Here is a 24,102-nt window from a genome sequence, read left to right on the forward strand (position 1 = left end):
GACATGAATCGTCCGAGCTTTGCTCTTCGTTTCCGCCCGCTTGAAGAGAGCGCGGCAAAAGCCGGGTGCCGATTGACTTGCACGCCCCCAAATCAGCGCGCGGCTGAGCGCCTCACATCAGCTTCAGCGGCGCATCGTGCACCAGGCGCAGGTCGATATTGCCAATCAGCCGCGCACGGCGCGCCTCGGCGGTGCTGATGGCGGCCTCGGTTTGCCGCAAGGTGCTGACGTTCGATCCGAGCGACACGATGCCGCCGAGCACCAGCGCAATCGACCCGAGCGCCGCGGTTTCTCCTGAGCCCAACAGGCCGAGCAGCGTGACGAGCAGCAGCACGAACCCGCCGGCGATTGCCACCTTCGATCCGAGAATGATCCGCCGCGACCGTTCGGCGCTCTCGGCAAGCTCCTCGATCTGCGCCTCGATCTCGGAGATCTCGTCGGCCGGCTCGTCTTCGGTCATGACTTCTAACTCTAGAGAGGATTAGGCGACTGCGTCCTCCGTAGCTCAACGAGCGAACGCGGACGCCGTGACGCGCCGCCGATCGTGCCGGAGGTGGTGGATTACGCTTGGGCTAACCGTCTCGCTCGCTACTCGCTCGCTCATCACGGGGAATATCCGGGCCTTCGTTCTTACGCTTCTTAACGAATTCGGACGAAATTGAGAGCGGCATTCGATCAATTCCTGGCTTCCCACAATACTTCTCCCGCAGCTCCGCACTCTCACGCTCCGAAACAAGGCTGTACTTTAGTAAAGGCGGTGATCATGGCCCGCGAGTGGAAATTGCGAATCGCGCGAATGGATCGAACGATGAAGCGCGCAACAGCGTCCATCCCCTCACCTATATCACCCCGCCGCGCACGCTCGAAGATTGGTCGACTTAGTATCTCCTCCGAGAACTCAAACAACGTCACACCGGACATCCGGCCCAAAATCATGCGGAGCGGATGACTTCCGTCCAACTTGTCTAGTGATTCTGCAGCAAATTTCGCGTCATAGTGAAACGACATCGTGTTTCTCTGTATGCGGGCCCAATCTCCGGCTTTTAGGCTCGTGGCAATCTGCTCGTATTCCTTCTTCAAATCTCTATGAAACTCGTCAGACATCATATCCTGCCGAAAGAACTTTTGGCAAAGATCATGGTATTCGACGATCTTCGACACAATAATCCGATCAATAGTATATCTCCGCGCCAAAATAAGAGCTGACTCGACATCATTTGTGCTCTCAAGCGACTGCTCAAAAACGATGTAGGGCATTAGCGACACGAGCTCGTTGCAACAATGACTGGACGCGACTAGAAATCCGAGAGCTTGGCGCTCAATCTTTCTCAGATCGCCGGCAGTGAAGCGGAAGACGAATACCTCCATCGATTCCTCACAATGGCAAATGTTGCACGCAATCCGGCGTCTAGACCTACTTACCTTTCACCCATCAGCTTCGAAATTGCGAGACTCTTGATCGCGTCGGGACTTCTGCCATCCCGCCCGCGTGTCACCTGGAAGCGGACTTCTTGGCATGCCGCAGCAAAATTGGGACCGCGTCCTCTAACCTTAGTAAGCGCCCATCTGCGGAGCCCTTTGCCTTTCGCCACAAGTCTTGGGCTGCAGACTTCAGTACGCGCCTATCTCGTGCCGACAGTCTGTAGCCGAAGCCATCATCCCTCGAACCCAGCACATAGGTTATGCTCGTCTTCTCACCGTCTGCAATGATTGGCCACGCCTTCTTCGTGTTGAAAGTCCGACAATGGTAGATGTCGGTGAACGTACGGCCCTTGATACGACAGCTAATGAGGAAGGTGTCTGCGGGCAATTCCGGCCAGTTCGAAAACCAATCCAGCCTTCGAAAATCCCTCCTATCGATCTTGAGGGTCTCCTCTAGCGTCTCCGCGCTCTCCCTGAAATGGCGCCGCGCTTCTCCATTCTCAGCCTGCGAAGTGTAGTCAGTCCAAAGTGCGAAGGATATCTTCTGCTGCTTAAATTCCTGGGCGGCATTGTCCTCCAGGGCCTCGATGAAGCTACGCCGAACCCTCGGCTTTCCCCATACTTTCACTAATCGAGCTTCTCTGGCCTTGCGAAGATCCGTAGCGCTAATTCGCTTGGCAGCTTTGTACTGCCGATCGAACCAAGCCGCGATCTGAACAAGCTGACCAGCGTCAGTAACCATGAGGCCGGCCTCAATAAGACCACCGGCGCCTTCCTCTTCCTCTGGCAAACCGTTCGAGGAGATATTGGCCGAGCTCACGATGGCTTGCCGCTCGGTCCAAATTACCTTGGCGTGCAAGAAATCATTCTGACGGGCTCGAGCACCAAATTTCCTGATGACATCGGGATCGGAAGCTCCACCGCTTAAGCAGCAGATAAGCCTTACGCTGCGCTGCTGAGGTCTGAGCCGAGTGAGCTTGAGGGCATCCTTTCCCCAATATGCGACCGCGAGATTTATTCGACCCTTAGTGCTACAAATTTTCTGGATTTCGCGAGTTAGAGCTCTTCCGTGCAAAAACTTCATGGCTTTGGTTCACCTTGGAAATTGGCAGCAAGACAACCCGCCACAACCGCCAAATCGGTTGGTCGACCAGGCATTGTGCAGCGCAGCAAACGTCATTATTGCCCACCACTTCAATTTCGACCAAGGGTAGCATGGTCACTGATTCTCGCACTTTCATTTTGGGAATTTTGGTCATAAGGGTAAGAGATGCCACCTACCTCGAAGTCGTCAGACCGTAGCTGCGAGCTGTCGACATTCGGACCGCGCATCGAGATAAACGGACATTACGACATCACTCAGTTCCGCCGGTTGGTGGGAGCGATCCGCGAACTAGCCGTTGATCGCGGATATATGGATATAATTCTAGACTTCTCAAACTGCACCTTCACGCACGCGCCACCGATGTTAGCGTTGGCGGCCGCTACCGAATACTATCGAGATAATAAGATCGACTTTGAACTCCGGTTACCGACAGACGATAATCTCGGCAGACTTTTTCGTAATTCGAATTGGGCTCATATCATAGAACCGGACAAGTACGCTCACTCTGAGTTTACGAGTCCGATCCACTTACCGGCGCTGCGATACCGCACTTCGGACGAACAACATCGGATCGTAGACGACATCCTGAACAAGATACTCGCAAGCATAACCGATTTTAATCGCTCTCATTTCAAGGCGATCGAGTGGTCCATCAATGAAATAACCGACAATGTATTGGTTCATTCTGAATCGCAGCGGGGAGGCTTGATCCAACTCACCTCACTTAGAAGTAAGAAGCGAGTTGAGTTTGTGGTCTGCGACAGCGGCATTCCAAAGTCTTTGAAATCGTCCGGCCTCAGGATCGGTTCTGACGTAGACGCTCTAGCAAAGGCGATCGAGCAAGGCGTTACGAGAGACAAGTCAATCGGTCAGGGCAATGGGCTCTATGGAAGCTATCAGATTGCCGTACGGAGCGGCGCAAACTTCAGCCTCCACTCCGGGAATGCTACACTCTACTACGCTCCGAAAACCGGTATGCACACGCGAAAAGAGCCCGTCTACTTGCCGGGGGCAGTTGTTGTTTGCGCCATCGACTATACTCAACCGCTGCTTCTCGAAGAGGCTCTCAACATACGGTCACGCGGCCATACGCCGGTAGACATGATTGAACTAAAGTACGAGTCAACAGCAGATGGAAATATCCTGTTTGTGTTGAGGAATGAAAGCGCTTCATTTGGCTCGCGGCCGGCCGGAACTCCGGTTAGGAATAAGCTCAAAAATCTGATCAGCTTCCTCGAAGGAAACAAAGTTGTCGTTGACTTCGCGGACATTCACCTCGTATCGAGTAGTTTCGCCGATGAGGTCTTCGGAAAGCTTTTTTTGGAGCTTGGGCCTGTCGAGTTCTCCACTAAGCTCGAGCTCAAGAGCATTGACCCAACGGTCAAGCTCCTAATCGAAAAGGCGATCGTCCAACGCATAGCCGCCGGAAAGTAATCCAGCTTCCATGCCGTCGATTATTGCCTGTCGCCACAAGCCGCTTGCTCACACACCAGCCGGACGTAGGGCCGGAGTTAGCGTGCCTCATCAGCGCTCCCTATCGTGACAGTCGGGTGCGTTACACCACCAAAGCCGTAACCCGCCACTGAATCATGCCGGACGAAGGTGGAGGGTTACGCTTGCGCTAACCCACCCAACGACGTTTCTATAACGGCAGATTGTCGTGCTTCTTCGCCGGGATCTCGACCTTCTTATCCCTCAGCATCGCCAGCGCCCGCGCGATCCGCCGCCTGGTCGAATGCGGCATGATGACGTCGTCGATGTAGCCGCGTTCGGCGGCGATGAAGGGGGACAGGAAGCGGTCTTCGTATTCCTTGGTGCGGGCGGCGATCTTGTCGGGGTCGCCGATGTCGGAGCGGAAGATGATCTCCACCGCGCCCTTGGCGCCCATTACGGCGATCTGGGCGGTCGGCCAGGCGTAGTTCATGTCGGCGCCGATTTCCTTCGACGCCATGACGTCGAAGGCGCCGCCATAGGCCTTTCGGGTGATGATGGTGACGAGCGGCACCGTGCACTGCGAATAGGCGAACAGCAGTTTCGCGCCGTGCTTGATCAGGCCGCCATATTCCTGCGCGGTGCCCGGCAGGAAGCCCGGCACGTCGACGAAGGTGACGATCGGGATGTTGAAGGCATCGCAGAAGCGGACAAAGCGCGCGGCCTTGCGTGACGCGTCGCTGTCGAGCACGCCCGCCAGCACCATCGGCTGGTTGGCGACGAAGCCGACAGTGCGGCCGGCGATGCGGCCGAAGCCGGTGACGATGTTCCTGGCGAAGGTCTCGGAGATCTCGAAGAAGTCGCCCTCGTCGACGACCTTCAGGATCAGCTCCTTCATGTCGTAGGGCTTGTTCGGATTGTCGGGGATCAGCGTGTCGAGCGACATGTCGACCCGGCCGATATCGTCGAAGCTGGGCCATTCCGGCACGCCGTCGGTGTTGTTCGACGGCAGGAAGTCGATCAGCCGGCGCATCTGCAACAACGCATCGACGTCGTTCTCGAACGCGCCGTCGGCGATCGAGGAGCGCGTCGCGTGCACCGAGGCGCCGCCGAGCTCCTCCGCGGTTACGACCTCGTTGGTGACGGTCTTCACCACGTCGGGGCCGGTGACAAACATGTAGCTGGTGTTCTTCACCATGAAGATGAAGTCGGTCATCGCCGGCGAATAGACGTCGCCGCCGGCGCAGGGGCCCATGATGACGGAGATCTGCGGGATCACGCCCGAGGCCTGCACGTTGCGGCGGAACACATAGGAATAGCCCGCGAGCGCGGCGACGCCCTCCTGGATGCGCGCGCCGCCGGCGTCATAGAGGCCGATGATCGGCGCCCTCGCCTTCATCGCCATGTCCTGAATTTTTGTGATCTTCAGCGCATGGGTTTCCGACAGCGAGCCGCCGAACACCGTGAAGTCCTTGGCAAAGACAAACGTCTTGCGGCCGTTGACCGTGCCCCAGCCGGTGACGACGCCGTCGCCGGGGATCTTGCTCTTCTCCATGCCGAACTCGATCGAGCGGTGCTCGACGAACATGTCGAATTCCTCGAACGAGCCCTTGTCCAGCAGGAGCTCGATCCGCTCGCGGGCGGTGAGCTTGCCGCGGGCGTGCTGCGCCTCGATGCGCTTTTCGCCGCCGCCCAGCCTGGCCCCGGCGCGCCGCTCTTCAAGGGTATCGAGGATATCTTTCATTTGTTTCCGCCCGTGTTAGCTACAGTCCGCGTCCCGGTGCGAGCCGGGTCCGCTTCGTTCGGAATGGCTTTAGCACGGCCATTTCGGAACCGGAAAGGCGCTTGTGGGCGGTATTGAGCGCCAAAACGGTAGGATTTTCCGATATCTGGGGAGACTGCAATGACCGACATGACGACTGAAGCGACTGGCGCCGCGACCGGCGGGGTGCGCACCCTGCTCCGGCTGGAGGGGCTGGTGCTGTTCGTCGGGATGACCGTGCTCTACTACAAGTGGGAGGGTTCCTGGCTGGTCTATGTCCTGCTGTTCCTGGTGCCGGACTTGAGCTTTGCCGCTTACCTGATCAGCCCGCGGGTCGGCGCGATCGCCTACAACGCCGCCCACACGTATCTCGCGCCGGTGGCGCTGATGACGCTCGGTTTTGCCGGCGAAGGACCCTTGGTGCTCTCGATCGCGATGATCTGGCTCGCCCATATCGGGATCGACCGCGCGCTCGGCTATGGGCTGAAATATTCGAGAGGGTTCGGCTACACCCATCTCGGGCGGATCGGGAAAGCGCAGGAGCCGGCCTAGGGCTCGCTTTCTCGTCCTGGTGCCGGCAATTGCGGATTTCACAAACCCGGGTGTGGATTGCTTGAAAAAAGGCCGGACGTCGGAGCCGGACTCGGGCAGCGTGGGCATCGAAGGGAACCTACCGATGCCTACGCACCATCCTCTCCATAAGGTTCACGCTAGTTCCGCTACCGCTCGGATATTGCCTGAGACGCCGAACAAGGCGCAGCTGATGCTTTGCTCGTGAACGGAGATTTCCTTTCGGTCGAGCTTTCTCGGCTCGAATTGAAGCGATTAGTTGCGAGCGCTGAGCGCGCAATGAGCGAAGTTCCGCCGCTATCTCGACGCGCGTCAGGCGGGAGCCGTCCGGCCATTTCCCGGAGCAAATGATGCAAGGGCAAGTGCGATCCATACCCTAGGAACGAAGGGTAGTCCCATTACTTGTCCCTCCCACAAGGATTCCCGCGTCGAGCTCGGCCCGCATGTCGGCGGCAACCCGGCCACCGCGCTTGAGGCCCGCAAGGCGGTGAGCGATTTCCCGCAAGCGCTGTTCAAGCTGGGCTGACTGACACCAATGCTTTGTACTACCGTCATTGCGAGGAGCGATAGCGACGAAGCAATCCATTTCTCCGCGTGCGGAGCGATGGATTGCTTCGCTTCGCTCGCAATGACGTGGCTGGGATCGCGTGCCGCCTCCATCACCTCTGAGGAGTAGTCAAGCAAAACGCCGCGCGAACACCACGCAGACGACGATGAGCATGGTCGCTGCGATCATCGACCAGGCGACCGGCTCGCGCAGCAGCAGCCCGGCCAGCGCGAGGCCGAAGAACGGCTGCAACAGCTGCAACTGGCCGACGCTGGCGATGCCGCCGAGTGCAAGGCCGCGATACCAGAACACGAAGCCGACCAGCATGCTGAAGATCGAGACATAGGCGAGCCCGAGCCAGGCCGGCGCGCCGATGCCCTGCCAGCTCGGCGGCAGCGTCATGATCGTCATCAGCAGCACCACCGGCGCCGAGAACACCAGCGCCCAGGAGATCACCTGCCAGCCGCCGAGCCGCCGCGACAGCGCCGCGCCCTCGGCATAGCCGAGGCCGCAGACGATGATGGCGGCAACCATCAGCAAGTCGCCGGTCAGCGACGCCGATCCGTCGCTCGACAGGGCGAAGGCTCCGACCGTCGCGCTGCCGACGCAGGAGAACAGCCAGAACAGCGGCTTCGGCCGCTCGCCGCCGCGCAGCACGCCGAAGATTGCGGTCGACAGCGGCAACAGCCCGACGAACACGATCGAATGCGCCGAGGTGATGTGCTGGAGCGCCAGCGCGGTCAACAGCGGGAAGCCGATCACGACGCCGAGCGAGACGATGGTCAGCGACACCAGGTCGCGCCGCTGCGGCCAGGGCTGCCGCAGCACCGCGAGCAGCATGGCGCCGAGCAGTGCCGCGATCGCGGCGCGCGCCGAGGTCAGGAACAGCGGCGAGAAGCCGGCCACCGCGACGCGGGTCGCCGGCAGCGAGCCGCTGAAGATAATCACGCCGAGCAGTCCGCTGCCCCAGCCGTCGATCGAAGCCTTGTCCATCGCACCTCACCTTCCGAACGCGGAACATAGCGATCGGAGGCTCGCCAAGGCAGCTACAGATCAGTACAATACGGCCAAACTGTATGGGCAAAGGTAGGCATACACTTGCAACAGCAATCCGATCCGCCGAAGGCGACGCGGACCACCGACGTGATGAATGCAATCCGCACCAAGATCGCGAGCCGCGCGCTGGTCGCCGACGACCGCCTCCCCTCGATCCGCGGCCTTGCCGCCAGCATGGGCGTGTCGCCCTCCACCGTCGTCGAAGCCTATGACCGGCTGGTGGCCGAGGGCCTGATCCGCCCCCGGCCCGGCTCCGGCTTCTACGTTTCTTCCGCGGCGCTGCCGCCGCTGGCGCTGACAAAGGACCAGCCGCAGCGCGACCGCGCCGTCGATCCGTTCTGGGTGTCGCGGCAATCGCTCGATGCCGAAACGGGCGCGCTGAAGCCGGGCTGCGGCTGGCTGCCGGCCGAGTGGATGCCGGCCGAAGCGCTGCGGCGCGCGTTGCGCGGCCTGGCGCGGGCCGACGATGCCGTGCTCGCGGACTATGGCGCGACGCGCGGCTCGCTCGTGCTGCGCCGGATCCTGATGGCGCGGTTTGCCGACGAGGGATTGGAGGTGCCGCCGGAGCAACTGCTGCTCACCGCGTCCGGCACCCAGGCGATCGACCTGATCTGCCGCTTCCTGCTGCGGCCGGGCGACACCGTGCTGGTCGACGATCCCTGCTACTTCAATTTCCGCGCCCTGCTGCGCGCGCATCAGGTTCGCATCGTCAGCGTACCCTACACCGCGTCGGGTCCCGACGTCGCAGGCTTCGAGGCGGTGCTCGCCGCCGAGCGGCCGCGGCTCTATGTCACCAATTCGGCGCTGCATAATCCGACTGGTGCGACGCTGTCGCCGCAAACCGCGCACCGCGTGCTCAATGCCGCCGCGGCCCACGATCTCACCATCGTCGAGGACGACATCTTCGCGGATTTCGAACCCGAGCCGTCGGCCCGGCTGGCGGCGCTCGACGGGCTCAACCGCGTGATCCGGATCGGCAGCTTCTCCAAGACGCTGTCGGCATCGGTGCGTTGCGGCTTCATCGCCGCGCGGGCCGACTGGATCGAGGATCTCGTCGATCTCCAGGTCGCGACCGGCTTCGGCGGTCCCAGCGCGGTCGCAACCGAGATCATCGCGAGCGTGCTATCGAGCGGCTTCTATCGCAAGCATGTCGAGGAGCTGCGTCGGCGGCTTGCCCGCGCCCGCCGCGACGTCGGCGAGAAATTGCAGCGCATCGGCATCGAGCCCTGGCTGATGCCGCGCGGCGGCTTCTATCTGTGGTGCCATCTGCCCGACGGCCGCGACTCCGCCAACGTCGCGCGCGCTGCGCTATCAGACAACATCGTGCTGGCGCCCGGCAATGTGTTCAGCGCCTCGCAGACCGCTGCGGCCTTCATGCGCTTCAACGTCGCGCAATGCCGCGATCCGAAGCTGATGCCGGCCTTGCAGCGGGCGATTGCGCTTTAGCTCGCGCCGGCCGCGGAACCGCTTTTGCGATGCGGTTCCAGGGTAAGAACCTTCGGAACCTTGCCGCGTTAAGAGGCATCAACCGCTAGAGGAGGCCAAGATGTCTCGATCAACACTCGCGAAGACCAGCCTCGTGCTGCTGTCGCTCGGCGTATTTGCATCGCCCTCGCAGGCCGCGCCTGCCTCGCCTTTGCTCGCCATGGCGGGCTCATGGTCCGGCGGAGGCACGCTGACGACATCGGACGGCATGCAGGAGCAACTGCGCTGCCGCGCCAAATACGACGTCGACGGCACCGGCGCCGAACTTCGCCTGTCGCTCAAATGCGCCAGCGCGAGCTATAATTTCGATCTCACCAGTGACGTCGAATATCGCGGCGGCGCGATCTCCGGTGCATGGACCGAGGCGAGCCGGAATGCGTCCGGAACGATCTCGGGGCGCGCGACCGGCGATCGCGTTGAAGCTGCCGCGCGCGGCAACAATTTCTCTGCCGACCTCTCGCTCACCACGCGTGGCGGCAAGCAATCCGTGTCGATCCGTCCGCAGCAGAGCAACGTGACGGCGGTTTCGCTGGCGCTCGCGCGGCACTAGCGCGTGATGAGACCAGGTCGAGCGGCGACGGCACTGCGCTGCCTCGCCCCGCTCTTTACGGGCGAGGTGAAGCGCAGTGCGCGTCGCTACTTCTCGCCAATCTTGAACGGCTCTTCCTTACCCGGCGGCACGGTCTCCTCGGCCATCGCCAGGATCATCGCCACCATCACGTAATTGCCGGCGAGCGCGGTGAGATCGACGATCTGCTGATCGTTGAAGATCGTCTTGGCCCGCGCATAGGTCGCGTCCGAAACCTTCTTGGTCGTGGTGAGCTCGGTGACGAAATCGTACACCACAGCCTCATCGTCGGCCATTTTCGACGGACGGTTGCCGGCCTTCAGCTCGGCGATCACGTCGGCCGACAGCCCGGCCTTGGCCGCGAGCGGCGCATGCGCGAACCATTCGACCTGCGAGCGCCACTGCCGGCCGATGATCAGGATCGCGAACTCGTTCAGCCTGGTCGGCACCGAGGTCTGCCAGCGCAGGTAATAGAACAGATCATAGAGACGCTGGCCGAGCACCGGGCTGCGGATGATCGGATTGTAGGGCCCGCCGATGCCGACGCTCGACACCTTCATGATCTGCTCGCCGAGCGGCTTCTGCAGGTCGTTGAGCTGATCCATCGTCAGCTGCGGGAAGCGCGGCTCCTTGCTGGTGGCCGGCACTGATGACACCGTGGCCGCAAGCCAGCCGCCGGCCGCCGCCAGCGTGAGCGACGAGAGCCAGACTGTTGCTGAACGCATGATTCCTCCGCTTTTTGATTTATCGGAGGATGCTAGTCGAGCTGCGCGACGCCAACCAGAGATGATCGCGCAGATCAGATGATCACAGCGCGACGATATCGGTGAGGCATTGCTGCGTGACGCTCATCCGCGCGTCGATCTGCGCCTGCGTCTTGCAGTCCATGTTCATCGCGAACACGGTGATGTCGCTGCCCTTCTCGGACCAGCCGACCAGCCAGCCGAGCGAGCCGTGTTCCTTGTCGGTGAGGCCGGTCTTGGCGCGTATGACGGCATCGCCGACTTTCGTCACCGGGAGGATGTCGCACACCAGCTGCTGGCTGCGCTTGCCGACCGGCAGCACGCCGCGGCGCAGCCGGTCGAGGAAATCGATCTGCTGCACCGGATCGATCCGCAGGTTTCCCTTGACCCAGAACTGGTCGATGCCGCCGCCGATGTCGCGATTGCCGTAGTCGATCGTATCGAGATACTTCTTCATCCGCTCCTCGCCGATCCGGCGGGCGATCTCCTGGAACACCGGGAATGCCGACACCGCGATCGCCGAGCGCAGCGTGTGGTCCTTGTTCCAGGCCTCGATGCTGCGGGTGACGCCGTCCCACTTGAAGACATCCTTGTCGGGATCCTGCACCACGTCGGTGTCGAGCGCGATCAGCGCGTTCGGGATCTTGAAGGTCGAAGCCGGCAGCCTGCCCTCACCCGAACGGACCTTGTCACTCGCGATGATGAGATAGTCGTCGATCTTGTAGCCGACGAAGGTGCCTTCGGTGCCGAGATCGAAGAACCGCTTTTGTAGGTCCTCGCGAAACTCGCTGCGCTGGTACGACACATTCGCAAAACTGCGCGTCGGCAGGACGGTGGCGGCAGCAAACAGACCGAGCGCATGGCGGCGATTGATCACGACGAGACCTGAACAGTTTCGGGTTGACGACGATGCTGATGCCATCGTGGTAAAAGGATGGCAATGAAGCCTTACTTGTTTGACGCGTTTTCGTCACGCGAACCGGTGCCCGAAAACGCTAGCGCTACCGCGCCCGGCCCGACATCCGCAGCACGAACACCAAGACCTCGGCGACGGCCTTGTAGAGCTCGGCCGGGATCTCGTCGCCGAGCTCGACATTGGAGAGCGCGCCGGCCAAGACCTCGTTCTCCTCGATCGGGATGTCGTTGGCCTTGGCGACCTCGATGATCTTGGCGCCGATCGCGCCCCTGCCTTTGGCCACCACGCGCGGCGCGCCGGCGTGATCGTAGTGCAGCGCGACCGCGAGCTGGTTCTGTGGCTCGCTCATGATGCGCGGTCCAGGAAATGGCCGGCGCGTGCGGGCGCAGGTTGCGGCGGGCTGCCGTCGCGGATCTCGATATCGCCGGGCAAAAGCTCAGCCCTGGTCAGCGCCTGGCTCAGTTCGGACGCGCCGGCGCGCAATTGCGCGGCGGTCGAGGGGCGCTCGGCCCACATCCGCACCGAGGTGCGCTCGCCGTTCAGCGAGACCAGCGCGTGCACCGGGCCGGCCGGCTCGACGTCGAGCGTGAAGCGCGCCCGCCACACCCGCTTGGCGGCCTCGACTTCATTGCCTCCGCCGTCGCGGGAAATCTCGAACTGCGCCATCGCCGTACCCTGCTGAGTCAGGAACGGGATCTCGAAATTCCAGCGCGGCACCATCGCGTCGAGCTGCGGACGCGTGCCATCGCCGTGGCCCGGCAGCGAGGCGACCTGCAGCAGTGTCTGCCGCGCCAGCGCCGCGTCGGTGTTTTCCAGCAGGCGATGCGCTGTGGTTGCGAGCGGCGCGCCCGGCGCGATCGAGGCCTCGGCGACGGCCTGGGCCGACGGCAGCGCGCCGTGAAACGGCGGTGGCGGCGCGTTGCTGCGAACGGTCACGTCGCCGGGCAGCATCTCCCGCGGCGCGGCGCCTTGCCGTGCCGGGTTGCCGAGCTCATGCAGCGCTTCCTGAATGAGGTTGAGCGCGCCACCCGAAGACGGGCCGGTATCGAGCGCATCCGCGAGCGCGCCTGCGAGGCTCATGCTGCCGCGGGTCAGATCCTCGGCCACCGGTACGCGGGCCTGCGGCAGCAGGATTTCCTGGACCTCGAGGCCGGGCGTGCCTGATGGTACGAGGCTCGGCGCCGCTCCGGCGCTGGGTAACGCCGGTTGCTGCGGCGGCGTGGACGCAGGCCTCGCGGCATCGCCCGCGCCGAGCGAAGTCAGCGCCTGGCGCAGCACGATCAGCGCGGCCTTCAGGTCAGGCGCATTGCCGCTCGCCGGCGCGACGCCCGATGCCAGCGTCGCCTCCATCAGCAGGCCGGACTTCCGGAAGCCGGCCTTGACGGCATCGCCGCTCAAATTCTCGTCGAGACCGGTCTGCTGCGCCAGCACCTGCGCGACGGCAGCCTGCAGCTTTGGCGGCAGATTAGCCGAGGCGACCGCGGTCAGATTGGCAAACAGCGGGGCCTGACTGCCCTGCACCGCCGCCGCATGCTGCGCCGTGGCGGTGATGGTGACGCGCTCGAGCGGCGTCAGCGCGGTCTTCGGCGCCGCGGCGACAGGTTGCGGTGCGGCAGTGGCGTTGGCCGCGCCCGGCGACAGTTGCACCGCATCGCCGGTGTCCGCGCCCGATCCAACCAGTTGCAGGCGGATGCCGTCATTGCTCTGCGACACCGCAAGCTGCAGGTTCTGACCCTGCTGCAGCGGCACCTCGGTCTGGACATCGATCGACAGGCTCGCGATCGCGATCCGCACCAGATCGGCGGACAGCACCTTCAGGACCTGCGCATTGATGACACTGCCGGCCTCGAGCGTGAGGTCCGGCGCGACGCCGTCCGCCTCCTTCGAGGCGAGCACCGGCAGCACGGGATTGACGGCGAGTGCCATGTCGGAGGTCTCGGCCAAGCGCGAGGGATGTGCCGCAAGCTAGCCCGGCGCCGTAAAGGTCTCGTTAACCCGGCCTGAACTCCCTGAGGACGCCGGCGGCGGCCTTGAAATCGACCTGGCGGGCGGCGCGGCGGGCGGCGACCTCCTCGTCGACGCCCCATTTCTCGATATTCCAGTCCTCGTCGACATGGGCGGCGGCCCAGATCTCGTCCTCGTCACGGACGCCGTGGGCCAGCGCCAGCGCCAGCAGCGCCGAGCCGGTCAGCGTCGTCACCACATGGAGCGCGGCGACCGGCCAGGGATCGGTCGGGAACGCGGCGCGCGCTGCCTTGATCGCGGGCTCGGGCTGGCCGACATGCATGACCCCCTCGGCCATCACGAAATGGGCGCCGAGCGTCTCGGCGGCCCAGAACAGGATCGGGTCCCAATGCTGGGCCTCGCGCGCCACCAGCGTCTCGGGATGGCCGGCGCGGTAGAACAAGAGATCGCTGCCGAGGAATTTGGCTGCGTCATCGGCGACCTCGTCGACGCGGTCGATCACCCCCTCGACCACGCTGTTGGCGAGGCGCGTCAGCGGCATGGTCACGGGATCGATGGTCTCGCCCTGCGCGTTCCATTCGGCCGCGACCGCATCTGCAATGGCGCGGGTCGGCACCATGATCGGCTTGCCGGACGGCGAGCGGATCTGCTTGCCGTCGAGCGTGATCGAAAATCCGCCGTCGGCCTCGGCGACGCCGGCGCTGGTGTAGAACCGCTTGCGCTTGGGCGTGCGGATGTGGCGCCGCACCGCCTCCTGCGGATCGAGCGGAGCTTGTTCAGGGATATCGTCGAAGAGTTCGCGCATCGCGCCGGCCGGCTTTCGTTTCCAGGGATTTCCCTGCAAGATATGTCAGGGACTACGGCAAATAAAGCTGATGGAACGCGCCCAAATCCTCGCCGGTTCTCTGCTCGTTGCGGCCTTTTTCGGGGCCGCCCGCGCCGACGCCGGGTTCCGCTCGCCGGAATCGCTGATCCGCAACGTCTACGCCTTCTATGGGAAAGGCAGCCCCGCGTTTTCCAACGGCCTGCCGCGCGACGACGAAACGGCCCGGCAATTCTTCGATCCCGGCCTGCGCGGCGCCTGGACCGCCCTGCACGATGCGCCGTACGATTTCCTGGTGCAGAGCCCGACCTGGCGGATCGGCCCGATTGCGATCGCAACGCCGCGCCGCCAGTTCGACAAGACCGACGTGACCGTGAGCTTCGACAATGAGGGCCGTCCGGTCACGCTCAACTTCATCGTCGTCAACGGCCCCGACGGCTGGGTGATCGCGGATGTCGAGAGCCCGCACGATTCATTGCGCATGTTTCTGACGCAGTTCAGGCGCTGATCTCACTTGTCGGCACGACGGCAGATGACAGGATCGGCGACACCGAAAAAATTTCTGCCGATTGCCTGCGCGTCTCCGTATCTCCGCAATTCAGTTCGTGAATGCGCCATCCGATTGATCGCTCAGCAGGTTTGAACGCTGCGCACGCCGCTGCGTCGAAGTGCCGCAAATTCCTGTCATCCGCGCGTTAAAAACCTGCCAGATTTCGGCAACAACGCGCGGCTAGCGTCCCGATACCAAACAGAAGCATTTGCCGACCATTGCGGTCGCAAGACGTGAACTGACGTCACGCGTGGCGTCGGTTGCGCGCTTGCGCGCGCGTGGCGGCGTATAAGCGGGGCGGCGTGGCACGACGACTTTCGACCGTTTGTTGTGTCATCGCCGCAGCTTGCCTCGGGCTTGCTGCGAGCGGCATGACGACCTGGCTCGCCGCCGCAAGCTTGCAGGATGCGCCGCGAACGCAGCAGGACGTTTGTGCCCGGCCCGCTCCCGGAAGCGCGATCGACGAACCCGCCGAACTGCACAGCCGCGAGGGTGTGCTCGAAACCGACCTCAGCATCCATGACCAGAAGCTGCCCGACGGAACGAGCCGCTACTGCTACCTGACGCCGGACGGCAAGCCGTCGCCGACCCTGCGGCTGAAGCCTGGCGATCAGCTGGTGATCCACTTCAAGAACGACCTCGTCGATCTCGATACGGCAACGCCCGCGATCGACCGTCCACTCGCCGGCGCGCCGATCTGCACGACGCGGAAGCAGGCCGAGATTTGCGAGAGCGGCGCGATGACGCCGATCTCGACCAATCTGCACTTCCACGGGCTGACCGTGCCGCCGGTCTGCCATCAGGATGATGTGCTGAAAACCTCGATCCAGCCCGACGATGCGCCGTTCGAGTATCGTTTGCGGATTCCAGACGACGCAGCACCCGGCCTCTATTGGTATCACCCGCATCTGCACGGCTTCAGCAAGACGCAGGTGCTCGGCGGTGCCTCCGGCGCCATCATCATCGAGGGCATCGAGCGCGCCGACCCACAGCTCGCCGGCCTGCCCGAGCGCGTGCTCGTGATCCGCGACCAGGATCTCGTCAATCCGGACGCACCGCCGTCGAAATCCGAGCCGGTCATGACCAAGAGCCAGCTCGACAATGACGGCGACGTCGCCAACTCCGGCACCGGCTTCGGCAAGCCGTCGAAGGATCTCTCCGTCAACTTCGTGCCGGTGCCCTATCCGAACTATCCGCCGGCCAGGCTGACGATGAAGCCGGGCGAGCGCCAGCTCTGGCGCGTGCTGAACGCGTCCGCGATCACCTATCTCAACCTCGCGCTGCTGGTCGGCCGCGCGCCGCAGCAGATCGGCATCGTCGGGCTCGACGGCGTGCCGCTGCAATTCCAGGACAGCCCGTCGCCCTCGGTGCAATGGGTCAACCATATCGGCCTGCCGCCGGGCTCGCGCGCCGAGTTCATCGTCGAGGGACCGCCGGCCGGCGCATCGGCTTTGCTGGTGACGCGCGCGGTCGACACCGGCCCGGCCGGCGAAAACGACCCCAACCGCGCGCTGCTCGCCATCACGTCTTCGACCACTGCGAGCGAGCCGCAATCCGCGCTGCCCGCTCACGCCGAGCCGCTGCCGCGACCTGAGCGGCCGTGGGTCGGCAACGTCGCACCGGTGCGCGTCAGAAAGCTGTTCTTTTCCGAGCAACCGGAGAACCCGAACGACCCGAACAGTCCGACCAAGTTCTTCATGACCCTGGACGGCGAGACGCCGAAGCCGTTCGATCCGCAATCGGACATTCCCGACATCACCGTGCGGCAGGGCGACGTCGAGGACTGGATCATCGAGAACCGCTCAATGGAGCTGCATGATTTCCACATCCATCAGCTTCACTTCCAGCTGCTCGACTGGTCCGGCATCGCGGTCAACGAGCCGTTCCTGCGCGATACCGTGAACGTGCCTTACTACAACACCCGGATGCTGAAATATCCGAGCGTGCGCCTGCGCATGGATTTCCGCGATCCCAACATCGTCGGCACCTTCGTCTACCACTGTCACGTCCTCGAGCATGAGGACGGCGGCATGATGGGGCGGATCAAGGTCGTGCCGCGAGACACTGCAAGTTCTACCAAGCCGCTCAACCAGCAAAAAGGAGAGCTTTAATGCGCGACAAGCGGAAGTCACGTTGGCTGCAGAGTTGCCGCCTCACCCTCAGCGCATTGGCGCTGGGCCAGTTCACCGCCGGCCCCGTCCTTGCGCAGGACTGGGATCACCACGGTGGACACGAGACCCGTTCGCCGATCAAGCACGTGATCGTCATCATCGGCGAGAACCGCAGCTTCGACCACGTGTTCGCGACCTACGTGCCCGAGCGACACGGCGAGAGCGTGTTCAACCTGCTCTCGCAGGGCATCGTCAAGCTCGACGGCAACAAGAATGCGATCCCCGGGCCGAACTTCGAAAAGGCGCATCAGCACGCGGCGATGGATAACGGCCCGAACGATGCGTTCCTGCTGAGCCCGCCGAAGCAGAACTTCCCGAAGGATCAATTGCCGGCTCCGCTGGTCGGCGGCCCCAAGGTCTCCTACATCCCGAACAAGTGCGGCAGCTCGCCCATCACCACCTGCGAGGCCTCGCTGGTGCTGGCGCAGCAGTCGGAATCCGGCCTGCCGTCCGACTACTACCAATTCCTGCTTTCCGGCGGCACCGGTCAGTCCTCACAGACCCCCGATCAGCGCATCACCAATGTCAGCACGCTGCCGGCCGGTCCGTTCCAGCTGACCAACAGCGATGCGATGCCCTACGACTCCTATTCGGCGAGCCCGGTGCATCGCTTCTACCAGATGTGGCAGCAGCTGAACTGCAACCACTCGGCGGCCAGCCGCGACAATCCGTCGGGCTGCGGCGCCAATCTGTTCGCCTGGGTCGAAGTGACCGTCGGCGCCGGCGCCAACGGCGCGGCGCAGCCCTCGAACTTCTCCACCGACTATTCGCCGACGGCGACGACCACGGGTGAAGGCTCGACGGCGCTCGGCTTCTACAACGTGCAGAAGGGCGACGTGCCCTACTTCACATCGCTGGCGCAGAAATATGCGATGAGCGACAACTTCCATCAGTCCGTCAACGGCGGCACCGGTGCCAACCACATCATGTTCGGCCACGCCGACATGCTCTACTTCAGCGACACCTACGGCAACGCCGCCGTCCCGCCGAACGGCACGCAGGTGTTCGGTGGCACGCCGAATGCCGGCATCGTGCATGAAATCGAGAATCCGAATCCGGCCGCGGGCACCAACAACTGGTACACCGAAGACGGCTACGGCGCCGGCGGCAATGGCGGCTTCCCGCCGCCCTTCCAGACGAGCCCGGTGTCCGGCGGCGGCTCCTACAGCGACTGCTCCGATCCGACCCAGCCCGGCGTCAAGCCGATCCTGGACTACCTGAAGAACATCCGGATCAATGCGAATTGCGAGCCGGGCCACTATTACCTGTTGAACAACTACAACCCGGGTTACTTCGGCAACGGCAAGAACGCCTACACCGACACCAATCCGTCCAACACGCCGTTCACGATCCCGCCGTCGACCCGCAAGAGCATCGGCGACAGCCTGAACGAGCGCAATATCTCCTGGAAGTATTACGGCGACCAGTGGAACAACTACGTCAACGATCCCTACCAGCTCAACTGGGGCGTAGCCGGTCCGACCGCCGACGAGTACTGCAACATCTGCAATCCGTTCCAGTACGACACCTCGATCATGTCGCATCCGGAACAGGTCGCAGCCCATATCAAGGACTCGGTTGATCTGTACTCCGACCTCTCCAAGCACTCGCTGCCGGCGGTTTCCATCGTCAAGCCGAGCGGCTTCACCGACGGTCACCCGTCGTCGTCCAAGCTCAACCTGTTCGAAGGCTTCGCGAAGAAGATCATCGACCAGGTCCAGGCCTCGGACTACGCCAAGGATACCGCGATCTTCATCACGTTCGACGAAGGTGGCGGCTACTTCGACTCCGGCTACGTGCAGCCGCTCGACTATTTCGGCGATGGCACGCGCATTCCGCTGATCGTGGTGTCGCCGTACGCGCGGCAGGGCCACATCTCGCATGAATATGCCGATCACGTCTCGATCATCAAATTCATCGAGCGGAACTGGCGCCTGGAGCCGATCACCCATCGCAGCCGCGACAACTTCCCGAACCCGGTTGCGGCGCCCGGCAATCCCTACGTTCCGGTCAACAGCCCGGCGCTCAGCGACCTGTTCGACTTCTTCGACTTCGACGGCGGCGGCCATCACCACGGTGGTGACGGCGACGATCAGGGCGGCAACGGGAACAACTGACGACCGCTTTTGACGACGCACCAATCCGCCGGCCCGCAAGGCCGGCGGATTTCGTTTGTGCCAAGCTGGATGTCCTTCTCCTTCGCGAGCCTGTAACGTGCCCGGTGACACCGATCCCGTCCCGTGGAATCCCGTTCAATGACATCCATCGCCTTCCGCCAGGCCCAGCCCGCCGACCTTCCGGCGATCATTGCGCTCCTCGCCAACGATGTGCTGGGGGTGCAGCGGGAGGATGCGAGTTCGCCACCGAACCAGCGGTATGTCGCTGCGCTCGAAGCCATCCTCGCCGATCCCAACCAGTTGCAGGTCGTTGCGACCCTGGACGATGCGGTGATCGGCTGCTTGCAGCTCACCTTCATCCCCGGACTGGCGCGCATGGGGTCATGGCGCGGACTGATCGAAGCGGTCCGAATTGCCGAAACGCAGCGGAGTTCAGGCGTTGGACAGCAGATGTTCGAATGGGCGATCGCGCAATGCAGGGCAAGAGGCTGCGACCTGGTGCAGCTGACCACCGACAGAGCGCGCCCCGATGCGCACCGCTTCTACGAACGGCTCGGATTCGTCGGCAGCCACATCGGCTACAAGCTGAAGCTCTGACGTCCGCTGGCAATCAGTCACGCGTGTTGGCGCAGGATCGCGAATAGGCGGCGCGGTCGCTCTGGTTCAGGCCGCTGGCTGCGGCGTCGTCGAGACACCGGCTGACACGGTCGCCGAACGAGCTGCGCGCGGGAGCACGCAGGTTCGGCTGCGTGACCGCGTCCATCTTGGGGATCGGAGGCACCTCGATCTTGGGCGGCGGAGGTGGCGGTGGCGGCGGCGGCAGAGTTGGATTGTAGATCGAACCACCGGGCCCGAGGATTATCTGCTTTTGCGCAAAGGCGCTCGGCGCGCCGATGACGCAGAGCAAAGTGCAGGCAACAATCAAGGATCGCTTCATGGCCTATATCTCGTGACGGCGCGGCACTGGTTCAAGTGATTGCCAGATGCGTCAACGCCGCCCTTGATATGCGAGTTCCCCGGCCCGGCGTTCACGGCTTCTGATAGATCACGTGACCTGCGCGGATGGTGCTGCTCACTTTCGCGAGATTGGCGACGTCGCTGAGCGGATCGCCGTCGAGCACCACGAGATCGGCGTCGAAGCCCTGCTCCACCCTGCCCTTCTTCGCAGCCTTGAAGTACCGCGCCGGATTGGTCGTCAGCGAGGCCAGCACCTGGCGCTCCGACAATGCGCGGTGCATCAGCTGATATTCCTGCGTGGTGTCGTACAGCTTGGTGAAGCCGACATCGGTGCCGAACAGCACCGCCCCGCCATTCTCCGAGAACTGCTTGAGCTGGTTGACGGTCGCGGCCAGCAGCCGGTTGGTCACGGCGGGATCCAGGACAACGGTCGTGAACAGCGACAGCGTCGGGATCAGTGCAATGCCCTGCGCCTTGAACCGCGCCAGCTGCTCCGGCGTATATCCGGCTTCGCTCGGGTCGGTGTGCGCCATGATATCGACGCCGGCGGTGATCACCGTCTCGACGCCGGTCTTGTTCTGCGGATGGGCAAACGCCGGCTTTCCCTGCGCATGCGCCACGTCGACCGCGGCCCTGGCGATCGCCGGGTCCATGTTCACGACCGGCTTGTTTCCCTTGTAGACGCCGGTGAACAGCTTCACGCCATCGAGGTTGAGGTCCATGTAGCTGCGCGCCAGTTGCGTGGCCTCGTCCGGCGTCGATGCCTCGGGCAGCTGCATGTCCGCGGGCAGATAGGCCGGATGGCCGTCCTTCGGGAAGATGCTGGCGGCGAGGAAGATGTTGGGACCGGCGACCTCACCCGCGGCGATGCGCTTGCGCAGTGGCAATATGTTCCGCGGATCGGAGCCGAGGTCCCAGACCGTCGTGAAGCCCCACCGCGTCAGCATCTCCTGCATGTGCTGCGTCAGCGGCGCGGCCGGCGTCTCGCCGGCGTTGTGCCAGACATGCTCGGTGAAATGCACATGGCTGTTCCAGAACCCGGCAACCACGGTCTTGCCGCTGCAATCGATGACGCGCGCGTCCGCGGGCGCCTTGACGTCGCCGGTCTTGCCGACCGCGCTGATGACGCCGTCCGAGATCACGATCACAGCATCCGGCAGCGCAGCCGCGTCGGCCGATGCGTAGAGCGTGCCGCCGCGGAGCACCACCGTCTCGGCATGCGCCGCCACCGAGGCAACGGCTGAGCCGATGAGAAAGAGCGCGATGCGTAGCCAGGTCCCGGTCATGGACAGCCTCTTTGATGATGGCATGCCGGCAACCACCGGCGCGCGGCAACATAGAGGTTGTGCGCGGCGCGGTTTGATCGTTCTTGCTGTCCGCGACGGCCCGGCCCGTCACTCCTCGGGCGCGTTCTCGATCGGGTCGAACCGGTCGGCCTCGAGCCCGAGCAGATTCCAGGATTGCAGCATGTGCGGCGGCAGCGGCGCGCTGACATCGATCACGCCGCCGCGCGGATGCGGAATCACGATGCGGCGGGCGAGCAGATGCAGCCGGTTCTGCAGGCCGCCCGGCAGCTGCCAGTTCTCCTTGTTGAAATATTTGGGATCGCCGACGATCGCGTGATCGATATGTGCCATGTGGGCGCGCAATTGATGGGTGCGGCCGGTCACCGGCTTGAGCGAGACCCAGGCGAGCTTGGTCGCGGAAGCCTCGACCACGGCGTAATAGGTCACGGCATGGCTTGCGCCCTCGTCACCATGCTCGGCGATCCGCATGATGCTGTCCTCCTCGCTCTCCTCCTTGGCGAGATAGGTCGAGATCCGGCCCTGCTTCGGCTTCGGCACGCCGGCGACCAGCGCCCAGTAGATCTTGCGCGCGGAGCGATGACGGAACGCGCCGGTGAGGAACGATGCAGCGAAACGCGTCTTGGCGATCAGCAGGCAACCGGAGGTCTCCCGGTCGATACGATGCACCAGGCGCGGCTTCTGCCCCTTAGCGTCGCGCATCACCTCAAGCATCTGGTCGACATGGCGCGTCATGCCGGAGCCACCCTGCACGGCGAGACCGGCGGGCTTGTTCAGCACCAGCACGTCGTCGTCCTCGTACAGCGTCATGTCCTTCAGCGCCTGCAGCGTCTTCGCCTCGGCCTCCGAGAGCGTGCCTGAAGTCTTCGGCGTGTCGAGCCGCAGCGGCGGAATCCGGACGCTCTGGCCCTCCTCCAGCCGGTCCTTGGAATCGGCGCGCTTGCCGTTGACCCTGAGCTCGCCCTTCCGGACGATGCGCTGGATATGGGAGAACGACAGGCCGGGAAACCGCGCCTCGAGGAAGCGATCGACGCGCATGCCGTTTTCGTCGGTCGTGACGACGACGGTCTGCACCTTGGTCGGCAATGGCTGCTCGGCCGCCTGCTTTTCAGCGGCGGGCTCAGGCCGCTCGTTGCGGTCGCGGCGCGGCTCGGCAAAGCGCGGCGGCTTTCCGGGCGCGCGGTGCGCGAACGGACGGTCGCCGGACTTGCGCTCACCGGACTTGCGCTCACCGGATTTGCGCTCGTCCGGCTTGCGGCTGCGTTGCGCCGATCCGCCCTTGCCACGATCGCCGTCACGGCTCTTGTCGCGTCCCTTGGCGCGCTCTTTGGCGCGATCGCCCGGCGATGTGGTTCTCTTGATACGGCGGCTCATGGTGGTTTTTCGGCTCCAGACCTGCATTGTGCCTAGCGCAAATGCCGCGAATCGTCACGGCGAAATCGGTGTGAATCCTGCGCGACTCGGCCATGTTGGGCCGCTTGCGGCAATCGAGCAGAGCCTCGGAAGGAGCTTTGGAATGAGCCTTGGAATGAGACTGCCGATGGCGGCTTTGGCGGCGGCCCTGATGCTCACGGGCCCGGCGCTGGCCCAGCAAAGCCCGATGCCGGAAGACTTGGCCTGGAAGCTCCTGGAACTCGGCCGCGTCGTCGACCCGCCCAAGACCGCGGCGCTCTACGCGCCGCTGCAGCAGAAGGAGCCCTATCAGGGCGTCAAGGTCGAGCGCGACGCCAAGTATGGCCCTGCCGACCGCCATCTGCTCGACGTCTTCACGCCGGACACCACGGCACCGCCGCGGCCGGTGCTGATTTACATCCATGGCGGCGGCTTCACTGCCGGCAACAAGCGCAACCCAGGCAGCCCGTTCTACGACAACATCATGCTGTGGGCCGTGAAGAGCGGCTTCGTCGGCGTCAATGCCACCTACCGCCTCGCGCCGGCCTTTCCATGGCCGGCAGGCGCCGAAGACGTCGGCGCGATCGTGCAGTGGGTCTCGGAGAACATCGCCAGCCGCGGCGGCGAGCCCAGACGCATCTTCCTGATGGGCCAGTCGGCCGGTGCGGTCCATGTCGCGAGCTATGTCTCGCACGGCGAATTCCACAAGGTGAAGGACGGCGGCCTGGCCGGCGCGATCATGGTGTCGGGCATCTACGATCTGACGGCCTCGCCGGCCGGCGACGCCGAGCGCGCCTATTACGGCTCAGACCCGTCGCGCTACACCGAGCGCTCCTCGCTGCAGGGCCTGATGGCAAGCCCGATCCCGTTCCTGATCACCGCGGCCGAGCTCGACCCGCCGCGCTTCGTCGAGCAGTTCGAGCTGTTGAAGCAGGCCACCTGCAAGCGGCCGAGCGGCTGCGCGCGCAGCTTCATGCTGCCGCAGCACAGCCACATGTCGGAGGTCTATGCGATCAACACTCAGGACACGCGGCTGACCGACGAGATCGTGGAGTTCGTGAAGAGCGTGAAGTGAATGAAGTTAGGAGCCGTCGCAGCGGGCGCCGCCAAAATATCGAAAACAACCCCATGCAAAGGAGCCGGCGGCCGGCGCTCGACCAACCAACTTGACACGTCGGGCAACTCAGGGATATTCTTCTATTATTCCGAAATATCGTC

22 protein-coding genes and 1 pseudogene are annotated in these 24,102 nt (G+C 63.5%); 10 read left to right on the forward strand and 13 right to left on the reverse strand.

Translation table 11 applies throughout. The features are described from left to right. Positions 1–112 precede the first annotated feature (112 nt). The 3 genes from QDT69_RS11210 to QDT69_RS11220 form a co-directional block, all read right to left on the reverse strand. Positions 113–460, reverse strand: coding sequence for a hypothetical protein (locus tag QDT69_RS11210; RefSeq protein ID WP_279706616.1), 348 nt, complete (start codon positions 458–460; stop codon positions 113–115). 260 nt (positions 461–720) lie between these two features. Continuing rightward, positions 721–1,368 (reverse strand): hypothetical protein, encoded by a 648-nt coding sequence (locus tag QDT69_RS11215; RefSeq protein ID WP_279706617.1) that lies wholly within the window; start codon positions 1,366–1,368, stop codon positions 721–723. A 124-nt stretch (positions 1,369–1,492) separates the two neighbouring features. After that, positions 1,493–2,281: a hypothetical protein gene (locus tag QDT69_RS11220; protein WP_279706618.1), complete on the reverse strand. Its 789-nt coding sequence runs from the start codon at positions 2,279–2,281 to the stop codon at positions 1,493–1,495. Positions 2,282–2,692: 411 nt separating this feature from the next. Here QDT69_RS11220 and QDT69_RS11225 point away from each other — a divergent pair, with 411 nt between their 5' ends. Continuing rightward, positions 2,693–3,961 (forward strand): STAS-like domain-containing protein, encoded by a 1,269-nt coding sequence (locus QDT69_RS11225; RefSeq protein WP_279706619.1) that lies wholly within the window; start codon positions 2,693–2,695, stop codon positions 3,959–3,961. 208 nt (positions 3,962–4,169) lie between these two features. Here QDT69_RS11225 and QDT69_RS11230 read toward each other — a convergent pair whose 3' ends face one another. Then, entirely contained in the window at positions 4,170–5,702 is a 1,533-nt protein-coding gene (locus QDT69_RS11230) for an acyl-CoA carboxylase subunit beta (RefSeq protein WP_050420436.1), read from the reverse strand. Positions 5,703–5,861: 159 nt separating this feature from the next. Between QDT69_RS11230 and QDT69_RS11235 the strand changes: the two genes are divergently transcribed. Continuing rightward, a complete protein-coding gene (locus QDT69_RS11235) occupies positions 5,862–6,272 on the forward strand; it encodes a DUF4260 domain-containing protein (protein ID WP_279706620.1) in 411 nt (136 codons plus the stop codon). A gap of 427 nt (positions 6,273–6,699) precedes the next feature. Next, a pseudogene (locus QDT69_RS11240) lies at positions 6,700–6,816 on the forward strand (carboxymethylenebutenolidase); the annotation flags it as partial. 150 nt (positions 6,817–6,966) lie between these two features. Here the strand turns inward: QDT69_RS11240 and QDT69_RS11245 are convergent. Continuing rightward, positions 6,967–7,830, reverse strand: a complete 864-nt coding sequence (locus QDT69_RS11245) for a DMT family transporter (protein WP_279706621.1) — start codon at positions 7,828–7,830, stop codon at positions 6,967–6,969. A gap of 153 nt (positions 7,831–7,983) precedes the next feature. Between QDT69_RS11245 and QDT69_RS11250 the strand changes: the two genes are divergently transcribed. Together QDT69_RS11250 and QDT69_RS11255 are read left to right on the forward strand one after the other, a co-directional pair. Further along, the gene (locus QDT69_RS11250) at positions 7,984–9,339 is read left to right on the forward strand and encodes a PLP-dependent aminotransferase family protein (protein WP_279706686.1); all 1,356 of its coding nucleotides are present in this window, start codon (positions 7,984–7,986) and stop codon (positions 9,337–9,339) included. A gap of 100 nt (positions 9,340–9,439) precedes the next feature. Continuing rightward, positions 9,440–9,928: a hypothetical protein gene (locus QDT69_RS11255; protein ID WP_279706622.1), complete on the forward strand. Its 489-nt coding sequence runs from the start codon at positions 9,440–9,442 to the stop codon at positions 9,926–9,928. Positions 9,929–10,014: 86 nt separating this feature from the next. On the opposite strand, the gene QDT69_RS11260 is transcribed toward QDT69_RS11255, so the two are convergent. The 5 genes from QDT69_RS11260 to QDT69_RS11280 form a co-directional block, all read right to left on the reverse strand. Beyond that, entirely contained in the window at positions 10,015–10,671 is a 657-nt protein-coding gene (locus QDT69_RS11260; RefSeq protein ID WP_279706623.1) for a carboxymuconolactone decarboxylase family protein, read from the reverse strand. A gap of 82 nt (positions 10,672–10,753) precedes the next feature. Then, positions 10,754–11,566, reverse strand: a complete 813-nt coding sequence (gene blaOXA, locus QDT69_RS11265; RefSeq protein ID WP_279706624.1) for a class D beta-lactamase — start codon at positions 11,564–11,566, stop codon at positions 10,754–10,756. 124 nt (positions 11,567–11,690) lie between these two features. Beyond that, on the reverse strand, positions 11,691–11,954 hold the full coding sequence (locus QDT69_RS11270) for an EscU/YscU/HrcU family type III secretion system export apparatus switch protein (RefSeq protein ID WP_279706625.1): 264 nt from the start codon (positions 11,952–11,954) through the stop codon (positions 11,691–11,693). Further along, on the reverse strand, positions 11,951–13,531 hold the full coding sequence (locus tag QDT69_RS11275; protein WP_279706626.1) for a flagellar hook-length control protein FliK: 1,581 nt from the start codon (positions 13,529–13,531) through the stop codon (positions 11,951–11,953). The genes QDT69_RS11270 and QDT69_RS11275 overlap by 4 nt, the downstream gene beginning before the upstream one ends. A gap of 64 nt (positions 13,532–13,595) precedes the next feature. Next, a complete protein-coding gene (locus QDT69_RS11280; protein ID WP_279706627.1) occupies positions 13,596–14,375 on the reverse strand; it encodes an ATP12 family protein in 780 nt (259 codons plus the stop codon). Positions 14,376–14,445: 70 nt separating this feature from the next. On the opposite strand from QDT69_RS11280, the gene QDT69_RS11285 reads away from it, so the two are divergent. The 4 genes from QDT69_RS11285 (at position 14,446) to QDT69_RS11300 (ending at position 19,828) form a co-directional block, all read left to right on the forward strand. Continuing rightward, on the forward strand, positions 14,446–14,901 hold the full coding sequence (locus tag QDT69_RS11285) for a hypothetical protein (protein ID WP_279706628.1): 456 nt from the start codon (positions 14,446–14,448) through the stop codon (positions 14,899–14,901). Positions 14,902–15,314: 413 nt separating this feature from the next. Then, entirely contained in the window at positions 15,315–17,054 is a 1,740-nt protein-coding gene (locus QDT69_RS11290) for a multicopper oxidase domain-containing protein (RefSeq protein ID WP_279706629.1), read from the forward strand. After that, positions 17,054–19,231, forward strand: a complete 2,178-nt coding sequence (locus QDT69_RS11295; protein ID WP_279706630.1) for an alkaline phosphatase family protein — start codon at positions 17,054–17,056, stop codon at positions 19,229–19,231. The genes QDT69_RS11290 and QDT69_RS11295 overlap by 1 nt, the downstream gene beginning before the upstream one ends. A 138-nt stretch (positions 19,232–19,369) precedes the next feature. Beyond that, positions 19,370–19,828, forward strand: coding sequence for a GNAT family N-acetyltransferase (locus QDT69_RS11300; RefSeq protein ID WP_279706631.1), 459 nt, complete (start codon positions 19,370–19,372; stop codon positions 19,826–19,828). Positions 19,829–19,841: 13 nt separating this feature from the next. Here QDT69_RS11300 and QDT69_RS11305 read toward each other — a convergent pair whose 3' ends face one another. The 3 genes from QDT69_RS11305 to QDT69_RS11315 all read right to left on the reverse strand — a co-directional run bounded on the left by QDT69_RS11305 (position 19,842) and on the right by QDT69_RS11315 (position 22,866). After that, positions 19,842–20,168, reverse strand: a complete 327-nt coding sequence (locus QDT69_RS11305; protein WP_279706632.1) for a hypothetical protein — start codon at positions 20,166–20,168, stop codon at positions 19,842–19,844. A 91-nt stretch (positions 20,169–20,259) separates the two neighbouring features. After that, positions 20,260–21,474, reverse strand: coding sequence for an amidohydrolase family protein (locus QDT69_RS11310; protein ID WP_279706633.1), 1,215 nt, complete (start codon positions 21,472–21,474; stop codon positions 20,260–20,262). A 108-nt stretch (positions 21,475–21,582) separates the two neighbouring features. Further along, positions 21,583–22,866 (reverse strand): RluA family pseudouridine synthase, encoded by a 1,284-nt coding sequence (locus tag QDT69_RS11315; RefSeq protein WP_279706634.1) that lies wholly within the window; start codon positions 22,864–22,866, stop codon positions 21,583–21,585. 142 nt (positions 22,867–23,008) lie between these two features. Between QDT69_RS11315 and QDT69_RS11320 the strand changes: the two genes are divergently transcribed. Next, positions 23,009–23,959, forward strand: a complete 951-nt coding sequence (locus tag QDT69_RS11320; RefSeq protein WP_279706635.1) for an alpha/beta hydrolase — start codon at positions 23,009–23,011, stop codon at positions 23,957–23,959. Positions 23,960–24,102: the final 143 nt, after the last annotated feature.

It is taken from the genome of Bradyrhizobium sp. CER78 (assembly GCF_029846235.1).
Taxonomy (GTDB): Bacteria; Pseudomonadota; Alphaproteobacteria; order Rhizobiales; family Xanthobacteraceae; genus Bradyrhizobium.